At 71.9% G+C, this 17,704-nt stretch carries 16 protein-coding genes; 3 read left to right on the top strand and 13 right to left on the bottom strand.

The window, feature by feature from the left end:
* Nucleotides 1-52: 52 nt before the first annotated feature.
* From ACH4KB_RS30255 to ACH4KB_RS30230, 6 genes are all read right to left on the bottom strand, one after another.
* Nucleotides 53-1,741, bottom strand: a complete 1,689-nt coding sequence (locus ACH4KB_RS30255; protein ID WP_398069022.1) for a beta-N-acetylhexosaminidase — start codon at nt 1,739-1,741, stop codon at nt 53-55.
* A gap of 4 nt (nt 1,742-1,745) precedes the next feature.
* Nucleotides 1,746-2,648 (bottom strand): carbohydrate ABC transporter permease, encoded by a 903-nt coding sequence (locus ACH4KB_RS30250; RefSeq protein WP_398069021.1) that lies wholly within the window; start codon nt 2,646-2,648, stop codon nt 1,746-1,748.
* Nucleotides 2,645-3,625, bottom strand: coding sequence for a carbohydrate ABC transporter permease (locus ACH4KB_RS30245; RefSeq protein ID WP_398069020.1), 981 nt, complete (start codon nt 3,623-3,625; stop codon nt 2,645-2,647). Before ACH4KB_RS30245 ends, ACH4KB_RS30250 begins: the two co-directional genes overlap by 4 nt.
* Nucleotides 3,626-3,627: 2 nt before the next feature.
* Nucleotides 3,628-4,932 (bottom strand): extracellular solute-binding protein, encoded by a 1,305-nt coding sequence (locus tag ACH4KB_RS30240; protein ID WP_398069019.1) that lies wholly within the window; start codon nt 4,930-4,932, stop codon nt 3,628-3,630.
* 240 nt (nt 4,933-5,172) lie between these two features.
* Nucleotides 5,173-5,469, bottom strand: coding sequence for a DUF3039 domain-containing protein (locus ACH4KB_RS30235; RefSeq protein ID WP_006124925.1), 297 nt, complete (start codon nt 5,467-5,469; stop codon nt 5,173-5,175).
* A gap of 121 nt (nt 5,470-5,590) precedes the next feature.
* Nucleotides 5,591-6,151: a YqgE/AlgH family protein gene (locus ACH4KB_RS30230; protein WP_398069018.1), complete on the bottom strand. Its 561-nt coding sequence runs from the start codon at nt 6,149-6,151 to the stop codon at nt 5,591-5,593.
* Between the two features lie 288 nt (nt 6,152-6,439).
* Between ACH4KB_RS30230 and murA the strand changes: the two genes are divergently transcribed.
* Nucleotides 6,440-7,780, top strand: coding sequence for a UDP-N-acetylglucosamine 1-carboxyvinyltransferase (gene murA, locus ACH4KB_RS30225; RefSeq protein WP_097866898.1), 1,341 nt, complete (start codon nt 6,440-6,442; stop codon nt 7,778-7,780).
* A 127-nt stretch (nt 7,781-7,907) separates the two neighbouring features.
* On the opposite strand, the gene ACH4KB_RS30220 is transcribed toward murA, so the two are convergent.
* The gene (locus ACH4KB_RS30220) at nt 7,908-8,789 is read right to left on the bottom strand and encodes an AraC family transcriptional regulator (RefSeq protein WP_398069017.1); all 882 of its coding nucleotides are present in this window, start codon (nt 8,787-8,789) and stop codon (nt 7,908-7,910) included.
* Here ACH4KB_RS30220 and ACH4KB_RS30215 point away from each other — a divergent pair.
* A complete protein-coding gene (locus ACH4KB_RS30215; RefSeq protein ID WP_398069016.1) occupies nt 8,788-9,276 on the top strand; it encodes a DUF2000 family protein in 489 nt (162 codons plus the stop codon). The two genes, ACH4KB_RS30220 and ACH4KB_RS30215, sit on opposite strands and share 2 nt — an antisense overlap.
* Nucleotides 9,277-9,414: 138 nt before the next feature.
* On the opposite strand, the gene ACH4KB_RS30210 is transcribed toward ACH4KB_RS30215, so the two are convergent.
* The 4 genes from ACH4KB_RS30210 to ACH4KB_RS30195 form a co-directional block, all read right to left on the bottom strand.
* A complete protein-coding gene (locus ACH4KB_RS30210; protein ID WP_003968811.1) occupies nt 9,415-9,696 on the bottom strand; it encodes an HU family DNA-binding protein in 282 nt (93 codons plus the stop codon).
* A 376-nt stretch (nt 9,697-10,072) separates the two neighbouring features.
* On the bottom strand, nt 10,073-11,509 hold the full coding sequence (locus tag ACH4KB_RS30205; RefSeq protein ID WP_398069015.1) for an NAD-dependent malic enzyme: 1,437 nt from the start codon (nt 11,507-11,509) through the stop codon (nt 10,073-10,075).
* A gap of 506 nt (nt 11,510-12,015) precedes the next feature.
* On the bottom strand, nt 12,016-14,397 hold the full coding sequence (locus ACH4KB_RS30200; RefSeq protein ID WP_398069014.1) for a HelD family protein: 2,382 nt from the start codon (nt 14,395-14,397) through the stop codon (nt 12,016-12,018).
* Nucleotides 14,398-14,508: 111 nt separating this feature from the next.
* Entirely contained in the window at nt 14,509-15,147 is a 639-nt protein-coding gene (locus ACH4KB_RS30195; protein WP_398069013.1) for a CGNR zinc finger domain-containing protein, read from the bottom strand.
* Nucleotides 15,148-15,362: 215 nt separating this feature from the next.
* On the opposite strand from ACH4KB_RS30195, the gene ACH4KB_RS30190 reads away from it, so the two are divergent.
* On the top strand, nt 15,363-15,983 hold the full coding sequence (locus ACH4KB_RS30190) for a GNAT family N-acetyltransferase (RefSeq protein ID WP_398069089.1): 621 nt from the start codon (nt 15,363-15,365) through the stop codon (nt 15,981-15,983).
* Here ACH4KB_RS30190 and ACH4KB_RS30185 read toward each other — a convergent pair.
* On the bottom strand, nt 15,916-16,479 hold the full coding sequence (locus tag ACH4KB_RS30185) for a GNAT family N-acetyltransferase (RefSeq protein WP_398069012.1): 564 nt from the start codon (nt 16,477-16,479) through the stop codon (nt 15,916-15,918). The genes ACH4KB_RS30190 and ACH4KB_RS30185 overlap by 68 nt on opposite strands.
* Nucleotides 16,480-16,559: 80 nt before the next feature.
* Nucleotides 16,560-17,702 carry a uroporphyrinogen-III synthase gene (locus ACH4KB_RS30180; protein ID WP_398069011.1) on the bottom strand — a complete coding sequence of 381 codons (1,143 nt, stop codon included), beginning with the start codon at nt 17,700-17,702 and terminating at the stop codon, nt 16,560-16,562.
* Nucleotides 17,703-17,704: the final 2 nt, after the last annotated feature.

Genomic DNA, 17,704 nt, shown 5'->3' with positions numbered 1-17,704 from the left:
CGGCCGCGGCGGTCCCGGAGGACGGCCGCGGCCGGGCGGTGCGGTGCGGGGGTCACACCACGGGCGGCGCTCCCTCACGCGGGAAGCCGAGGACTCCGGGGCGCTGCTGCCGGGGGTACGGGCCGCCCGGCGGGCGGTAGTCCACGCCGAGGGCGTCGAGCCGGGCGTAGTGGGCCGTCATCCGGGCGTCGAAGGCGGCGAAGTCCCGGTCGGCCGGGGCGGGCAGGGCGGACCAGGCGACCTCGGCGAAGGCGGCGAGGCGTGGGAAGACCTGGTAGTCGACGCGGGCCCGGTTCTGCATGACCTCGGTCCAGACGTTGGCCTGGGTGCCCAGGATGTGACGGGCCGCCTCCTCGCTCAGGCCCGGCGGGACGGGCTCGAAGCGGTAGACGTCCTCCAGGCTGCGGACGTACCCGATGGGCATCGGCTCGTCGGGGCCGCCGTCCTGACGGTGGTCCAGATACACCTGCTGCTCGGGACACATGACGACGTCGTGCCCGGCCTCGGCGGCCGCGATGCCGCCGCCGTAGCCGCGCCAGGAGGAGACCGCGGCGCCTTCGGCGAGGCCCCCTTCGAGGATCTCGTCCCAGCCGATGAGGCGGCGGCCCCGCTCGGTGAGCCAGGCGTCGAAGTGCCGGATGAACCAGGACTGGAGCCCGTCCTCGTCCTTCACGCCGAGTTCGGCGATCCGGGCCTGGGCGAGCGGGGACTCCTTCCACTGGTCCTTGGGGCACTCGTCGCCGCCCATGTGGACGAACGGGGAGGTCTCGGCGGGGAAGAGTTCGAGCACCTCCTCCAGGACGCCCTCGAAGAAGCGCAGGGTGTTGTCAGTGGGGGCGAGTACGTTCGGATTGACGCCCCAGGTGTCCCAGACGGAGAGGGTGGTGGTGTCGATGACGTCGGTGTTGCCCAGCTCGGGGTAGGCGCTGATCGCTGCCTGCGAGTGGCCCGGGATGTCGATCTCGGGGACGACCCGGATATGCCGCTCGGCGGCGTAGGCGACGATCTCGCGGATGTCGTCCTGCGTGTAGAAGCCGCCGTAGGGGGTCTCGTCCCACAGTTCGGATGCCCGGTGGCCGTATTTGGTGCGTGAGCGCCAGGAGCCGACCTCGGTCAGCCGGGGGTAGCGCTTGATCTCGATGCGCCAGCCCTGGTCGTCGGTGAGGTGGAAGTGGAAGACGTTCAGCTTGTGGGCGGCCAGCAGGTCCAGGTAGCGCAGGACGTCGTCCTTGGGCAGGAAGTGCCGCGAGACGTCGAGCATCATGCCCCGCCAGCCGAAGCGGGGTTCGTCCTCGACGACGACCGCCGGGACCTCCCAGGCGCGGCTCGCGGTGAGGGGCGCCCGCCGGAAGGCGTCCGGGCCGAGGAGCTGACGGAGGGTCTGCGCGCCTCGGAAGACGCCCGCGGCGCTGCCGCCCGTGAGGCGTACGGCATCGGTTCCGACGGCGAGGCGGTAGGCCTCGGGGGCCAGTTCCGCGTCGACGGCGAGCACGATGCCGCGGTCACCCGTGCCCTCGGCCAGGGGCAGCCCGGTGGCCGCGCCGAGCGTGGTGCGCAGCCAGCGGGCGACGCCCTCCGTGCCCGGGGCGGCGCTCAGCGGGGTGTCGTGGCCCAGCGGGTACGGCTGCCCGGAGGGGGCCGCCGTCAGGGTGCGCGGGGCCGGGATCAGACCGAGAGCCGCGGGGTCCACGGTGTCCGTGCGGTCCGTGCGGTCCGTGTGCTCGGGGTTCCGGGGTGCCATGCCATCAGTCCTTTACCGCTCCGCCCAGTCCGGAGACGAGGCGTCGCTGTACGAGTACGAAGAAGACCAGTACGGGAATGGTCATCACCGTCGAGGCTGCCATGATCCCTCCCCAGTCGTTCTCGTCCGGTTTGAAGAAGACCAGCAGCGCCATGGGCAGCGTCGACTGGGAGGTGTCGCTGATGATGAACGACTTCGCGAACAGGAAGTCGTTCCAGGTGGTGATGAAGGAGAAGACGCTGGTCGCCACGAGGCCCGGGAAGACCAGCGGGAACAGGATCTGCCACAGGAAGCGGGTGCGGCTGGCCCCGTCGATGTAGGCGGCCTCCTCCAGGGCCTCGGGGACCGCCTTGACGAAGCCGCGCAGCATCCAGATGGCGAACGGCAGCGAGAAGGCGAGGTGCGGCAGGATCAGCGAGCCGAGCGTGTTCAGCTGCCCGAAGTCCCGCATCAGGAAGAACAGCGGGATGGTCAGCGCCTCCACCGGCACCATCTGCGCGACCAGGAACATGATCAGCAGCGTGGTGCGGAACTTGAAGCGGAAGCGGGTCACCGCGGTGGCGGCGAGGAAGGCGATCAGCGCGGAGAGGATGACGACCGTGCCCGCCACCAGCAGGCTGTTGAGGAAGTAGCGGGCGAAGTCCTGCTGTTCGAAGACCCGGCGGAACGAGTCGAGCGAGGGGGACAGCGTCCAGGGGCGGGCTTCGGTGGACTGGATCTCCCCGGCCGGTTTGAAGGCGGAGAGCACCATCCAGTAGAGGGGGAAGGCGACCGCGACGGCGATCAGCAGGGCGGCGGCCTCCGCGGCCAGCCTGCCGGGCCGTTTGACGCGCAGCAGCCTGGCGAGGCCGCCGCCGCGCGTGCCCTTCGCGGGACCGCGTACGGGACTGCCGGTCGTCGTGCTCACAGTTCCTCCCCCTGGCGCCTCACCAGGCGCAGATAGACCAGCGTGACGGCCAGCAGGATCACCAGCATCACGACGCCGATCGCGGATCCGAGGCTGTACTGCGAGGACGCGAACGCCTTCTGGTACGCGTACACGTTGAGCACCAGGTTCTGGCCGGCGATGCCGCCGCCGCTGGTCATGACGTAGATCTGGGTGAAGACCTTGAAGTCCCAGATGATCGACTGGATGGTGACGACGATCAGGATGGGCTTGAGTATCGGCGCCATGATGGTGCGCCAGATCCGCCACTGGGACGCGCCGTCCAGCGAGGCGGCCTCCAGCACTTCGGTCGGGATGGCCCGGATGCCCGCGTACACGGTGACCATCACGAACGGGAACGAGCACCACAGGACCGCGAAGAGCACCACGGCGAAGGCGCTGTAGCGCCCGTACATCCAGGAGAAGTCGCCGAGGCCCAGCATCTTGTTGACCGGTCCGAAGTCCGGGTCGAAGAGGAAGACCCAGACGGTGGAGCCGGTGATCGCGGGGGTGGCCCAGGCGCCGAGCGCGGCCAGCATCAGCGCGAGCCGGGGCACGGCGCGGACGCGGGTGAGCAGGACGGCCAGCGCGCAGCCGACGATCAGGGTGGACACCACGCAGGCCGCGGCGAAGAGAACGGTGGCGAGGAGGACCTGCCAGAACTGACTGTCGTTGAAGAGGGTGGCGTAGTTGCCGAAGCCCTGGAAGGTGGTGGGTTCGCCGCCGCTGACCTGGGCCTGGGTGTACTCCAGGAACGAGATCAGGCCGAGTTGGTAGATCGGGTAGACCAGCAGCCCGGCGAGCAGGACGAGCGCCGGCAGGAGGTAGAGCCACGGGGTCCAGCCGGCGCGGTTCGCGGGCGAGACGGACCGGCCGCGCCGGGGCGGGCGGGCGGGCGGGGTGCCGCCGCCCTTCCCGGCCGCGGGCGGCGCCTTGAGCGAGGTGGTGTGCGTGGTCATCGTCAGCCCGCGTCGGTGAAGGCCGTGTCCATCTTCTTCGCCGCGTCGTCCGAGGCCTCGGCCACGTCCTTACGGCCGGAGACGATCTCCTGGAACATCGTCGGCAGGACCAGCGAGGCGTCGATCTGGCCCCAGGCGGGCGAGGCGGGGACGAACTTGGCGCCCGCGCCCAGGGTCTCGACGAACGGGGCGACGAAGGGCTCCTTCTTCGCGGCGTTGTCCCGGACGTCGGTGTAGGTCGGCAGGAAGCCCATCGCGTCGAACATCTCGGCCTGGGCCTTCTTGCCGCTGAGCGACTTCATCAGGTCGACGGCGAGGGTGCGGTGCGAACTGCTCTTGAGGATGCCGAGGTTGTTGCCGCCGGCGAAGGCGGGGGCGATGGAGTTCTTGGCGACGCCGGGCAGCGGGACGACGGCGTACTTGCCCTTGACCGCGCCGGCCTCGACGGCCGCGTGGCTGAAGTCGCCGCCGATGGCCATGGCGGCCTTGCCGGAGGCGAAGGCGGTCACGGTGGCGTTGCCGCCCATGGAGGCGCACTTGGCGGCCGGGCAGTTGTCGTCGCCGAAGAGGGAGGTGTAGGCCTCGATGCCCTTGCGGGACTTCTCGCTGTCGATGCCCGACTTGTACGTCCCGCCGGTCTCGCCCGCGAGCTCGCCGCCGTTGGCCCAGATGAAGGGCATCGCGCCGTAGGTGTACGCGCCGCCGACCGCGAGGCCGTAGAGGTCGGGCTTGGCCTTGCGGATCTTCTTGGCGGTGGAGATCAGCTCGGCCTGCGACTTGGGGGGATCGATGCCGAGGTCCTCGAAGACGTCGGTGCGGTAGTAGAGGGCCCGGACGCCGACGAAGAAGGGCGCGCCGTAGATCTTGTCGCCGACGGTGACCGACTGCTTGGCGATGGGGTCGGTGTCCTTGGCCTCGTCCCAGGCGCCGAACTCCTCGGTGATGTCCGCGAGTCCGCCGTCCTTGACGTAGCCGGCGGTGTCGGAGTTGCCGTACTCGATGAGGTCCGGGGCGCTCTTGGGGTCGTTGAACGCGGCCTTGATCCGCTGCGCGCGGGTGTCGACCGGTATGTACTCGACCTCGACCTCCGCCCCCTTGTGGGCCTTCTCGAACGCGGCGACGGCCGTGTCGACGACCTTCTCCTTGGGCTTGTTGCCGACCTCCTGGAAGAGCCAGACACGGAGCGTGCCGCTCTTCTCGTCACCCTTCGCACTGGTGTCGGAGGTCTGCGGCGCGCAGGCGGTGGCGGTGAGGCCGGCCAGCACAAGCGCCGCAGCCGGGGCGGCAATTCGGGCAGAAAGCTTCATCCGGGAACCCCTACCGGTCATGCGTTGCATCATGTGCAACGTGCGTTTCGTTCTGCACAACTGGCAGGAGAGTAGATCCGCGTTCCGGCGACGACAAGTGGTCTCGACCACTCTGTGACCAGCGGATGCAGCCCGTGCAACGCGACCGATCCGTCACTCAGAGTGACCGGGCAAGCGGAAGGCCCCCGGGGCGTGCGGTGTCGCACGCCCCGGGGGCCTTCCGGCAAGTGAGGTCCGGACCTACTTCTTGTCCTTGCCGCCGCCCTTGCCCTTGTCCTTGTCGCCGCCGGCACCCATGGACTCGTAGATCTCCTTGCACATGGGACAGACCGGGTACTTCTTGGGGTCGCGCCCCGGCACCCAGACCTTCCCGCACAGCGCGACCACGGGAGTGCCCTCCAGGGCACTCGCCATGATCTTGTCCTTCTGGACGTAATGGGCGTAGCGCTCGTGGTCGCCGTCGCCCCTCGACACCTGCGGCGTCGGCTCGACGAGGGTCCCCGTACCTGCCCCGCGATCGGGCTCAAGAGTGCTCATAACCGCCAAGGGTACTGAAAGAGGCGGCCTCCGGTTGAGGGAAGGGTCACCCCTGGTCGAGCGGAGGTTCGTCCCTCAGGTGAACGACGGGCGCCCCCTCGGCCGAGCGACGGTTCGTCGCTCAGTTGAGCGAAGGGTCGTCCGGGTACGTGGCGATCATCGCGAGCTCGCTGCGCTGGCGGCGGAGCACCGCGCGCCAGAGCTGTTCGGGGCGCGGGGAGGAGACGTCGCCGGGCTCCGACTCGACCACGTACCACGCGCCCTCGGCTCGCTCGCTCTCCAGTTGACCGGGGCCCCAGCCCGCGTATCCGGCGAAGATCCGCAGCGAACCGAGGGCGGGGCCGAGCAGCTCGGGCGGGGTCTCCAGATCGACCAGACCGATCGCCCCGTGCACCCGCCGCCAGCCGAGCGGGCCCTCGCCGCCGGGGATCACCGCCACGCCGAGCGCGGAGTCGAGCGAGACCGGGCCGCCCTGGAAGACGACGTCCGGCTCGCCGGTCAGGCTCGCCCAGGACGCGAGGATGTCGCCGACGCCGACCGGGGTCGGGCGGTTGAGGACCACGCCGAGGGAGCCCTCCTCGTCGTGGTCGAGGAGCAGCACCACCGCCCGGTCGAAATTCGGGTCCGTGAGGGCGGGTGCGGCCACGAGCAGCCGCCCTGTGAGCGAGGACACCTCCGTCATGGCAGGAATGATCCCGCATCTTCACCCCCTGCGGGGGGTGAGTGACCGTGATGCCGCCCTCAGGAGAGCGAGCGCAGCTCAGGGCGCACGGAGGCACGGGGAGGCGCACCGTCCGGCGGAGGCGCGGTGGACCATCCGGACGGTAACCCTCCGCAAGATCGGATGCGCGGAGGGTGTTGTGGCGGATTCATGACGTTCGTACACCCCCCTTCGTCTTACGGAAGGGGGGTAGGAGGCCATTACCCTTTTCGTTGGCCCCCTGCCCGACCACTCCGGAACGCGAGATACATGACCGGCACAGACGATGTCCTGCTTGTCCACGGCGGAACCCCGCTGGAGGGCGAGATCCGCGTCCGAGGCGCCAAGAACCTGGTGCCGAAGGCCATGGTCGCCGCGCTGCTCGGCAGCGGGCCCAGCCGCCTCCGCAACGTTCCCGACATCCGTGACGTACGGGTGGTCCGGGGGCTCCTCCAGCTCCACGGCGTCACCGTCCGCCCCGGCGACGAGCCGGGCGAACTGATCCTCGACCCCTCGCACGTCGAGTCGGCGAACGTCGCCGACATCGATGCCCACGCGGGGTCGTCGCGCATCCCGATCCTGTTCTGCGGCCCGCTGCTGCACCGCCTCGGCCACGCCTTCATCCCGGGCCTGGGCGGCTGCGACATCGGCGGCCGGCCGATCGACTTCCACTTCGAGGTGCTGCGCCAGTTCGGCGCGACCATCGAGAAGCGGGCGGACGGCCAGTACCTGGAGGCCCCGCAGCGGCTGCGGGGCACCAAGATCCGGCTGCCGTACCCCTCGGTGGGCTCCACCGAGCAGGTGCTGCTCACCGCCGTCCTCGCCGAGGGCGTCACCGAGCTGTCCAACGCGGCCGTCGAGCCGGAGATCGAGGACCTCATCTGCGTACTGCAGAAGATGGGCGCGATCATCTCCGTGGACACCGACCGGACCATCCGGATCACCGGTGTCGACAAGCTCGACGGTTACACCCACCGGGCGATCCCGGACCGCCTGGAGGCGGCTTCCTGGGCGTCGGCGGCGCTGGCGACCGAGGGCAACATCTATGTGCGCGGCGCCCAGCAGCGCTCGATGATGACCTTCCTGAACACCTTCCGCCGGGTCGGCGGGGCCTTCGAGATCGACGACGAGGGCATCCGCTTCTGGCACCCGGGCGGCGCGCTGAACGCCATCGCGCTGGAGACGGACGTGCACCCCGGCTTCCAGACGGACTGGCAGCAGCCCCTGGTGGTCGCGCTGACGCAGGCCGCGGGCCTGTCGATCGTCCACGAGACGGTGTACGAGTCGCGGCTCGGCTTCACCTCCGCGCTCAACCAGATGGGCGCGCACATCCAGCTGTACCGCGAGTGCCTCGGCGGCTCGGACTGCCGCTTCGGCCAGCGCAACTTCCTGCACTCGGCGGTCGTCTCCGGACCGACCAAGCTCCAGGGCGCCGACCTGGTCATCCCGGACCTCCGGGGCGGCTTCTCGTACCTGATCGCGGCCCTGGCGGCGCAGGGCACCTCCCGGGTGCACGGCATCGACCTGATCAACCGCGGTTACGAGAACTTCATGGAGAAGCTGGAGAAGCTCGGCGCGAAGGTCGAACTGCCGGGCGGTTCGCTCGTCTGACCGTCCCCCCGCGCCGTGAAGGCCGCACAGTGCTGCCGCACACAGCACTGCGCACCGCGCGGTTCCCGCGTGAGCGGCCCGCCGCCCCGGTTCCGGACTCGGAGCCGGGGCGGCGGGCTGTCGGGCGTCAGAAGGGCCCCTGAAGGCCGCGTGAGCGGGCATGGCGGGCATAGCGCCCCGGGGTGGTGCCCGCGATCCGCTTGAAATGCCGGGTGAGGTGGGACTGGTCGTGGAAGCCGACGGCGACGGCCGCCTCGCCGGGCGGCATCCCGTCGAGCAGCAGGCGGCGGGCCCGGTCGACGCGGCGGGACGTCACGTACTGGTGCGGCGCGATGGCGTACGCCGCGCTGAAGGCCCGTACGAGATGGGTGGGGTGCGCGTGCAGCAGCCGGGCGGCCCCGTCCAGGGTGACGCCCTCGCGCAGCCGCTCGTCGAGGAGCTCGCGCAGATCCCGTGCGACGCCCCGGCCGGGCGGCGGGCCCGCCGGGAGGCCCCCGGGGCGCAGGTGTCCCCGCAAGCGCTCGCCGATGAACGCCAGGCGGCTCTCCGCCTCGAACGCGTCGCCCGGGTCCGCGAGGGCGGTGTGCAGTCGGCCGACGCGGGTGCGCAGCAGCGGGTCGGCGAGGTCGGGGGTGTCCACGGCGGGTCCCACGAGACCGGCGTCGAGGAGCGTCATGTCCAGGTAGAGCACCCGTTTGCGGAAGCCGTCGGTGGTCGCGGGAGAGCCGTTGTGCGGGACGCCGGGCGGCAGCAGGCTCACCGTGCCGTCCGGGGTGGAGCGCTCGTGGCGGTCCAGGTCGTAGCGGACGGCGCCGTCGTCGACGATCAGGAGCGTCCAGGCGTCGTGGACGTGCATGGGGTAGGCGTGCTCGGTGAAGCGGGCGTGGAAGACCTCCACGACGCCGGCGACGGCCGGGCGCCAGGCCGCGACGTCCCTCGTCTCCTGCTGTGGCGCCACGCCAAGAACGTACAAGACCGCGCCCGGGTCCACCGGCCAGTCTCGAACCATGAGAAACACGCACGAGACCGAGACCGTGAGCGAGAGCGGGACCGAGAGCGGGACCACGGTGGCCGGGAGCGTTCCCGTCCGCTTCGACACGAAGGTCGCGGTGCTGCTCCGTGACGACCTGGAGTCCTGGCAGCGCCTGAACGTGACCGCCTTTCTGGTCAGCGGCCTGGGGACGGCGGTGCCCGAGGTGATCGGCGAGCCCTACGAGGACGCCGACTCCACCGCGTACCTGCCGATGCTCCGGCAGCCCGTGCTGGTCTTCGAGGGGGCGAAGGAGACGGTGACCGCCGCGCACGCCAGGGCGCTGTCCCGGTCCCTGGCGACGGCCGTGTTCACCGCGGACCTCTTCGGCACGGGGAACGACCGGGACAACCGGGCGGCCGTACGGGCGGTGGGGCGGGACGCCCTGGATCTGGTGGGCCTCGCCGTGTACGGGCCGCGCAACGCCGTGGACAAGGTCCTCAAGGGGACGCGGATGCACCCCTGAGACTCCGCGCGCCCCGCAGGAACCCCGCAATGCCCCGGGCACTGTGCGGGGGCTCCTGCGGGGCGCATGTGCCTCCGGCATGCGCGAGGGCGGCCACTCCTGGTCGGGAGTGGCCGCCCTCTGTTGCGCCGTTGAGGGTTACTTGCCCTTGGCGGCTTCCTTGAGCTTCGAGCCCGCGGAGACCTTCACGCTGTAGCCGGCGGGGATGTTGATCGGGTCGCCGGTCTGCGGGTTGCGAGCGGTGCGAGCGGCACGGTGGGTGCGCTCGAAGGTCAGGAAGCCGGGGATGGTGACCTTCTCGTCGCCCTTGGCGACGATCTCACCGACGGTCTCGGCGAGCGCGGCCAGCACGGCGTCGGCGTCCTTGCGAGTCACCTCGGCGCGGTCGGCCAGGGCGGCCACCAGCTCACTGCGGTTCATGTTGTTACTCCCGTGTTCTTCTTGCCTGTGAGGCGTGAGATCGAAGCCGATGCTGCCAGGGCCCTCTGACAGTCCCCGGACCCGGGTCTGATGTCAGACCCTCTCGCCCGATTACGCATCCTGCCCCCACCAGCGGCGGGAAAGCCAATCCGGAACCCTTCGGGGTCAATGAAAAGCGCCACGGTTCGCTCGTGGTGACGCTCCGTCGACTTGGCCGAGCGGACCGCAGCGGATGCCGGGCCCCGCAGGGCCCACTGCCCGCCCACCCTAAAGGGGCGTTTGGGGCGCCGCGACCCGCGACGCGCCGTACGGCACGGGCGGGTGCGGCCCGGGGTGTTCTGCGAGTGCCCCGTGAGGGGCCCCCGAAACGGTGGGGTCAGACGGACGCGGAGGGGGCTGTTCCGGTGCCCGCGGCGGCCTTCGCGGCGGCCCGGACGGCTCCGGCGACCGCACCAGCCACCTTGTCGTTGAAGACCGAGGGGATGATGTAGTTCGCGTTGATCTCGTCCTCGGCGACCACGTCGGCCAGCGCGCCGGCCGCGGCGAGCATCATCTCCGTGTTGACGGTGCGGGACTGGGCGTCCAGCAGGCCACGGAAGACACCCGGGAAGACCAGCACGTTGTTGATCTGGTTGGGGAAGTCCGAGCGGCCGGTGGCGACGACCGCGGCCGTCCGGCGGGCGACCGCGGGGTCGACCTCGGGGTCCGGGTTCGCGAGCGCGAACACGATCGCGCCGTCCGCCATCGCGGCGACGTCGTCGCCGTTCAGCACGTTCGGAGCGGAGACGCCGATGAAGACGTCGGCACCGGCCACGGCCTCCTTGAGGGTGCCGGTGACACCCTCCGGGTTGGTGTTGTCGGCGATCCAGCGCAGCGGGGAGTCGGGGTCGGCCGCGACCAGGTCCTCGCGTCCGGCGTGCACCACACCGTGGATGTCGGCGACGACGGCGTGCTTGACGCCGGCGGCGATGAGCAGCTTCAGGATGGCCGTACCGGCCGCTCCCGCGCCGGACATGACGACCCGTACGTCCCCGATGTTCTTGCCCACCACGCGCAGGGCGTTGGTGAGGGCGGCCAGCACGACGATCGCGGTGCCGTGCTGGTCGTCGTGGAAGACGGGGATGTCGAGGGCCTCGCGCAGCCGGGCCTCGATCTCGAAGCAGCGCGGCGCGGAGATGTCCTCCAGGTTGATGCCCGCGAAGCCGGGGGCGATGGCCTTGACGATGGCGACGATCTCGTCGGTGTCCTGGGTGTCCAGGCAGATCGGCCAGGCGTCGATGCCGGCGAAGCGCTTGAAGAGGGCCGCCTTGCCCTCCATGACGGGCAGCGAGGCCATCGGGCCGATGTTGCCGAGGCCGAGCACCGCGGAGCCGTCCGTCACAACTGCGACGGAGTTGCGCTTGATGGTGAGGCGGCGCGCGTCCTCGGGGTTCTCGGCGATGGCCATGCAGACCCGGGCGACGCCGGGGGTGTAGATCATCGACAGGTCGTCACGGTTGCGGATGGGGTGCTTGGACGCCATCTCGATCTTGCCGCCGAGGTGCATGAGGAACGTACGGTCGGAGACCTTGCCCAGCGTGACGCCCTCGATGCCGCGCAGACCTTCGACGATCTCGTCCGCGTGCGAGGTGGAGGTCGCGGCGATGGTGACGTCGATCCGCAGCATCTCGTGACCTGAGGCGGTCACGTCGAGGCCGGTGACCGAGCCGCCGGAGGACTCCACGGCCGTGGTGAGCTGGGAGACCGCGGTGCCGCTCGCGGGCACCTCCAGCCTGACCGTCATCGAGTACGAGACGCTGGGCGCCGTTGCCATGGCCGAGTCCTTCGCTTTCCTTAGCTTCATTGCCGCACATCCGGAACCTGCGTTCCGGACACGCTCCCCGATCGTCGCACCTACCGGCTGGTAGCCGGTAATGACTGCCGTCTTTCGGAAAGTAGTTTCCACCATACGAGAAACAACCCGTTCGGCGGAACCCCCAACGGGACCCGAACCGGCCGGGCGGCCCCTGAAACAGGGAACAGAGCCCGGGAAACGGGGGCAGAGCCCGGGAAACGGGAGGCCGGGAAACGGGGGCAGAGCCCGGGAAACGGGAGCCCGGGAAAACAAGAACAGACCCGCGCCACCAGCAGGTGACGCGGGTCTGTCTTCTTCGGTTGGGTGGCACCGACCCGCCATGCTCGCCTCGCGGCAAGTGGTCGCTCGAAGCGACGAAGGTTGGGCCCGGGGGCTTGGATCGAGCCGGTGCCACTACCAAGGTAACAAAGACCCCCGAGAAGTGATTCCCGCGCGCCGGGTTGACTCGCCGAGCCTCTTCGGCGTCAGTCCCTCAGCAGGTCCGGTACCCCGTCCTCGTCCGGCAGGTCCCGCTCCCCCGAGACCACCGTGAGCTGCTGGGTCGCCCGGGTCAGCGCCACGTACAGCACCCGCAGACCGGCCGGGGACTCGTCCGCGATCTCCGCGGGCGAGACGACCACCGTGGCGTCGTACTCAAGCCCCTTGGCCTCCAGGCTGCCCAGCGCCACCACCCGCTCCCCCAGCTCCGCGAGCCACTCGCGGGCCTGGGCGCGCCGGTTCATCGCGACGACCACGCCGACCGTGCCGTCCACCTCCGCGAGCAGCCGCGCGGCCTCCTGGCGGACCGTGCCGGCCAGGTCCCCTCCGCGTACCGGCTCGAAGCGGGGCACCACCCCGGTCGAGCGGACCGCCGCCGGGGACTCCGTGCCGGGCATCGCCAGCGCCAGCACCTTCGCGGCCAGCTCGGCGATCTCCGCCGGGTTGCGATAGTTGACGGTGAGGGTGAAGCGGCGGCGCGGCCGGGAGCCGAGCGCCTCGTCCCGGGCCGCGCCCGCCTCGTCCGGGTCGGACCAGGAGGACTGGGCCGGGTCGCCGACGATCGTCCAGGTGGCGTGCCGGCCCCGACGGCCGACCATGCGCCACTGCATCGGCGTGAGGTCCTGCGCCTCGTCGACGATGACGTGCGCGTACTCGGTGCGCTCCGCCGCGAGCCGCTCGGCCCGCTCCCACTGGGTCTCCTCGCGCTGCGGCATCAGCTCCTCCAGACCGGTGAGCTGGTCCAGAGGGTCCGCCTCGCGCTTGCGGCGGGGCCGGTTCGGGGTGCCGAGCAGCGCCTGGAGCTCGTCCAGGAGCGCCACGTCGTGGACGGAGAGCGGCCCCTGGCCGTCCGCGTCGAGGCGCTTCAGCGACCGGGCCAGGCGGCGCACCTCTCCCTGGTTGAGGATGCGCCGGGACCAGCGGCCGAGGCGTCGCTCGTCGGCCATCGCGGCCAGCACCCGGCGCGGCGTCAGCTCGGGCCACCAGGCGTCGAGGAACTCCAGGAACGGGGTCTCGGTGGAGACGTCCTCGTCGAACGACGAGCGCAGCTCCGCCACCAGCTGGGGGTCGGTGTACCGGCCGCGTCCGGAGGACTTGCTCCACAGGGCGTCCAGCAGCAGCTTGCGGGCGCGCGGGCGCAGCAGATTGACCGGGGCGGTGCCGCCCAGGGCGTTGTGCCGGATGCGCTGGAGCTCGTCGGCCGCCAGCTCGACCCGGGCCCCGAAGGCGACGACGCGCAGCCGGTCCGGGGTCGTCGCGGCGGCGCTCCGCTCGGGTTCCTCGCCGAAGGAGAGCTGGCCCTCCTCCTCCCGCGGGGCCGCGGGCCGGCCCTGTTCCAGCGCGCCCCGGGCGGCCTTGCGCAGCACGTGGAGCATCCGGGAGGAGCCCTTGATCCGGGCCACCGCCGGTTCGTCGTAGGTGGTCGCGCCCTGGGGGCCCGCCGCGTCGTCGGAGAGCGAGCCGACCGCGCGGATCGCGACCTGGCCCTCCTCGCCGAGTGAGGGCAGCACCCCTTCGGTGTACGCGACCAGGAGCGGGGTGGGCGAGACGATCAGGATGCCGCCCGCGTACCGCCGCCGGTCCTGGTAGAGCAGATACGCCGCCCGGTGCAGGGCGACCGCGGTCTTGCCGGTGCCGGGGCCGCCGGTGACCTCGGTGACGGAGGCGGCGGGGGCCCGGATGACCAGGTCCTGTTCGGCCTGGATGGAGGAGACGATGTCCCGCATGGTGTGGCTGCGGGCCTGGCCGAGCGCCGCCATCAGCGCGCCGTCCCCGATCACCGGCAGCTTCTCGCCGTCCAGGAACGCCGTCAGCTCCGGGCGCATCAGGTCGTCCTCGACCCCGAGGACCTTGCGGCCCTTGGAGCGGATGACCCGGCGGCGTACGACGCGGCCCGGCTCCTTCGGGGTGGAGCGGTAGAACGGCGCGGCGGCCGGGGCGCGCCAGTCGATCACCAGCGGCGCGTAGTCGGAGTCCAGGACCCCGATCCGGCCGATGTGGAGCGTCTCCGCGATATCCGCGGTGGCGTCCTCCCGCACGGTGTCGTCGGCCGGCTCGACGGAGGTGTACGCGCCGTCCGGGCCGCGCTCCCCGTCCTTGCCGAGCAGCAGGTCGATCCTCCCGAAGAGGAAGTCCTCGAACTCGCTGTTCAGCCGGTTGAGGTGGATCCCCGCCCGGAACACCTGGGCGTCCCGCTCCGCGAGCGCGCCGGGGGTACCGACCTGGCCGCGCTTGACGGCGTCGTCCATAAGAAATTCCGCCTCGTGGATCTTCTCTTCGAGGCGGTGATAAACACGGTCGAGATGCTCCTGCTCGACACCGATTTCCCGGTCCCGCAGCGATTCGACAGCGGCATCCTGCGCGGCCACCGAGGCCCCCTTCTTAACAGCACTGGGCAGCCGTCAACCCTATAGCGAAGGGGGCCCCGAGCGCACCTGCCGACCGGGGTCGATCGCGCGTCGCGTCGGGCGGGGCCCGGTTCACTCGACGCCGGGCGGAGTTTCCTCACCCGGACCGCGCCCGTCGGCCGTCCGCAGGGTCCTGCGCCGGTGGCGGGCGACCCGCTCGCGGTTGCCGCAGACCTCGCCGGAGCACCAGCGGCGCCGTCCGCCGCGCGAGGTGTCCAGGTAGAGGCGGTGGCACTCCTCGCCCTGGCAGCGGCGCAGGGCCGCCCGTGCGGCCGGATCGGTGAGCAGGTCCACGGCGTCCCGGGCTACGACGGCGAGGAGCCCCGCGCAGTCGGGTGCCGTGCTCAGGGCCCGCACCAGGCCGCCGTCCGCACCGCGCACCGCCCGGGGCCCCGGAGGCGCTCCGGAGGCCAGGGAGTTGACCCGCTCCAGCGCCCCGTCGGCCTCGGGACCGCCGAGCTGCGCTGCCATCAGGCGACCGACGGCAGAGCGCAACTCGTGGAAGCGGGCCACCCAGGTGTCGTCCAGCGCCGTCAGTACGGTGTCCGACGGGACGAGCCGGGCGTCGGCCAGCCACCGGGCCAGACGGGCGGGCCCGTCGAGCTGTTCGCAGCCCCCGTGCGCCCCGCCCGCGGGCTCCGTGGCCACCAGGTCGAGGCAGATCCGGCCCGTGTCGAACCGCCACATCCGCGCACCCCTGCCCGCTGCCATGCTCCTGTCACCACCTTGGGTCACCGGTCGAACGGCCACCCCCCAGAGTGCCCCGGTCCGGGCCCGGCCGGAACCCCCGCCGTCGTCCCGCTGCGGGACCCGCCGCCGTCCCGGTGCGGGACCCGCCGCCGTCCCGGTGCGGGACCCGCCCCCCGTCTCGGCGCGGGACCCGCCCCCGTACCGTGGCGGCCATGGATCACGAGGGGGAGACACGCATGGACCACCGGGACGGGAGTGCCGTGCTCGGCCTCGACGGGCTGCGGCTGCGCCGGTGGCGCGAGGAGGACCTGCCCGCGCTGCTGGAGGCGTACGGGGATCCGGCGATGCGGCGGTGGCTGGCCACCCAGGTCTCCGGGGCGGACGGGGCGGCCGACTGGCTGGAGGCGCAGCGCACGGGGTGGGCGACGGGCACCCGGTTCGCCTTCGCCGTGACCGAGGGCGGGCGGGACGGCGAACCGCTCGGCAACATCGTGCTGAAGCGGCCGGATCCGGCCAACGACTGCGCGGAGGTGGGCTACTGGACGACGGCCGCGGCGCGCGGCCGGGGCGTGGCGTCACGCGCCCTGACGGCGCTGACCGACTGGGCGTTCACGGAGTTCGCCGAACAGGGCCTGACCAGGCTGGAGTTGCTTCATCAGGTGGACAACGAGGCCTCGTGCCGGGTGGCGGAGAAGTGCGGTTACGCGCTGGCGCGGGTGATCCCGGCGCTGCCGCCCGACTATCCGCTGGACGGCCATGTGCATGCGCGCGAGGCCCCCTCGGCGGCGCTCATCCGACCGGCGGGTCGTCGTGCAGAAGCCGCTGGAACAGGTGGTGGTCGCGCCAGCGGCCGTTGATGTGCAGATAGCCCGGCGCGGTGCCGATCCGCTCGAACCCGGCCTTGGCGAGCACCCGTTGGGAAGGGGCGTTGTCGGTGACGGTCGCCGCCTCGACGCGGTGCAGGCCCAGCCGGTCGCGGGCGGCGTCGCAGACCGCGCCGACGGCGGCGGTGGCGAGACCGCGTCCGGCGTGGTCCGCGTCGACCCAGTAGCCGAGGCGGGCGTTTCGGTAGGGGCCCCGCTCGACTCCGGAGAGCGTGAAGGCGCCGATCACCCGGCCGTCGTCGTCCGCGAGCGCCCAGGGCATGGACCGCCCGGCGTCCCGGTCGGCCAGCAGGGCCCTGAGCCGGGCGGCCTGGCCCTCGGCGGTGTAGAAGGCCTCGGGGCGCAGGGGTTCCCAGGGGCGCATGTACGCGCGGTTGCGGGTGAGGGCCGCGGCGAAGGCGGGCGCGTCGGTGATCGCGACGGGGCGGAAGGCCACGTCCGGGGCGATCCGGTGGAGGTGATCGGTCATCCGGTCACGCTAAGGGCTGTCCTGTCGACGGTGACGCTCCGGGGCCCCTGAGCGGCCGTACGGTGACGCTCCTGGCCCCCTCAGCGGTCGTACTTCATGTCCGCCGACGGGTCGAGCGCCAGCCGGTAGCCGCGCTTGACGACCGTCTGGATCAGCCGGGGCGCGCCCAGCGCCGTGCGCAGCCGGGCCATCGCGGTCTCCACCGCGTGCTCGTCGGTGCCGCTGCCGGGCAGGACCCTCAGCAGTTCGGCGCGGGCCACCACCCAGCCGGGGCGGCGGGCCAGCGCGTGCAGGAGGGCCATGCCCGCGGGCGGCACCGCGCGCAGCTCGTCGTCGACGAGGACGGCGTGGCCCCGGATCTCGACCCGGTGGCCGGCGACGGGCAGGGTGCGGGCGGCGAGCGGGAGTTGGGCGCACATCAGCTGGACGAGGGGGCCGAGCCGGAAGCGTTCCGGCTGGAGGGTGTCGATGCCCCGGGCCTGGAGCGGGAGGGCGGTGACCGGTCCGACGCAGGCGACCAGCACGTCGTCGCGCAGGGCGCCGAGGATCTCCGGGAGCACTCCGCGGGTCTCGGCGCGGCCCAGGAACGAGGCGGCGGCGGGGGCGCTGGTGAAGGTGATCGCGTCCAGGCCCCGGGCGGCCGTGACGTCGAGCATCCGGTCGAGCGGGGCGATGTCCTGCGGGGGCATCCAGCGGTAGACGGGGACGACGACGACGTCGGCGCCCGCGGCGTTGAGGGACTCGACGAAGCCGGGCAGCGGTTCGCCGTGCAGCTGGAGGGCGATCCGGCGGCCGGCGACGCCTTCGGCGAGGAGCCGGTCGAGGACCTCGGCCATCGATTCGGACCCGGGCGACCAGGCCTCGGTCAGCCCGGCGGCGCGGACGGCGCCCTTGACCTTGGGGCCCCTGGCGAGGAGTTCGACCCCGCTCAGCGTCTTCAGCAGGGCGTCGCCGACGCCCCAGCCGTCGGCCGCCTCGATCCAGCCGCGGAAACCGATGGCGGTGGTGGCGACCGCCACGTCGGGGGCGTGGCCGATCAGCTGCTTGGTGGCGGCGAGGAGTTCGCTGTCGTCGGCGAGCTGCACGATCCGCAGGGCGGGGGCGTGCAGGACGGCGGCCCCGCGGCGTTTGAGGAGGGTGGCGAGCTCCTCGGCGCGGCGGGCGGCGGTCACCCCGACGGTGAAGCCCGCGAGGGGGCCGTGCGTTGTGTCGTCGTCCTGCATGT

The sequence above is a fragment of the Streptomyces sp. NPDC017520 genome (genome assembly GCF_044329855.1).
Taxonomy (GTDB): Bacteria; Actinomycetota; Actinomycetes; order Streptomycetales; family Streptomycetaceae; genus Streptomyces.
The sequence above is the reverse complement of the archived record's forward strand: the minus strand, read 5'-3'. Positions and strand labels throughout refer to the sequence as shown.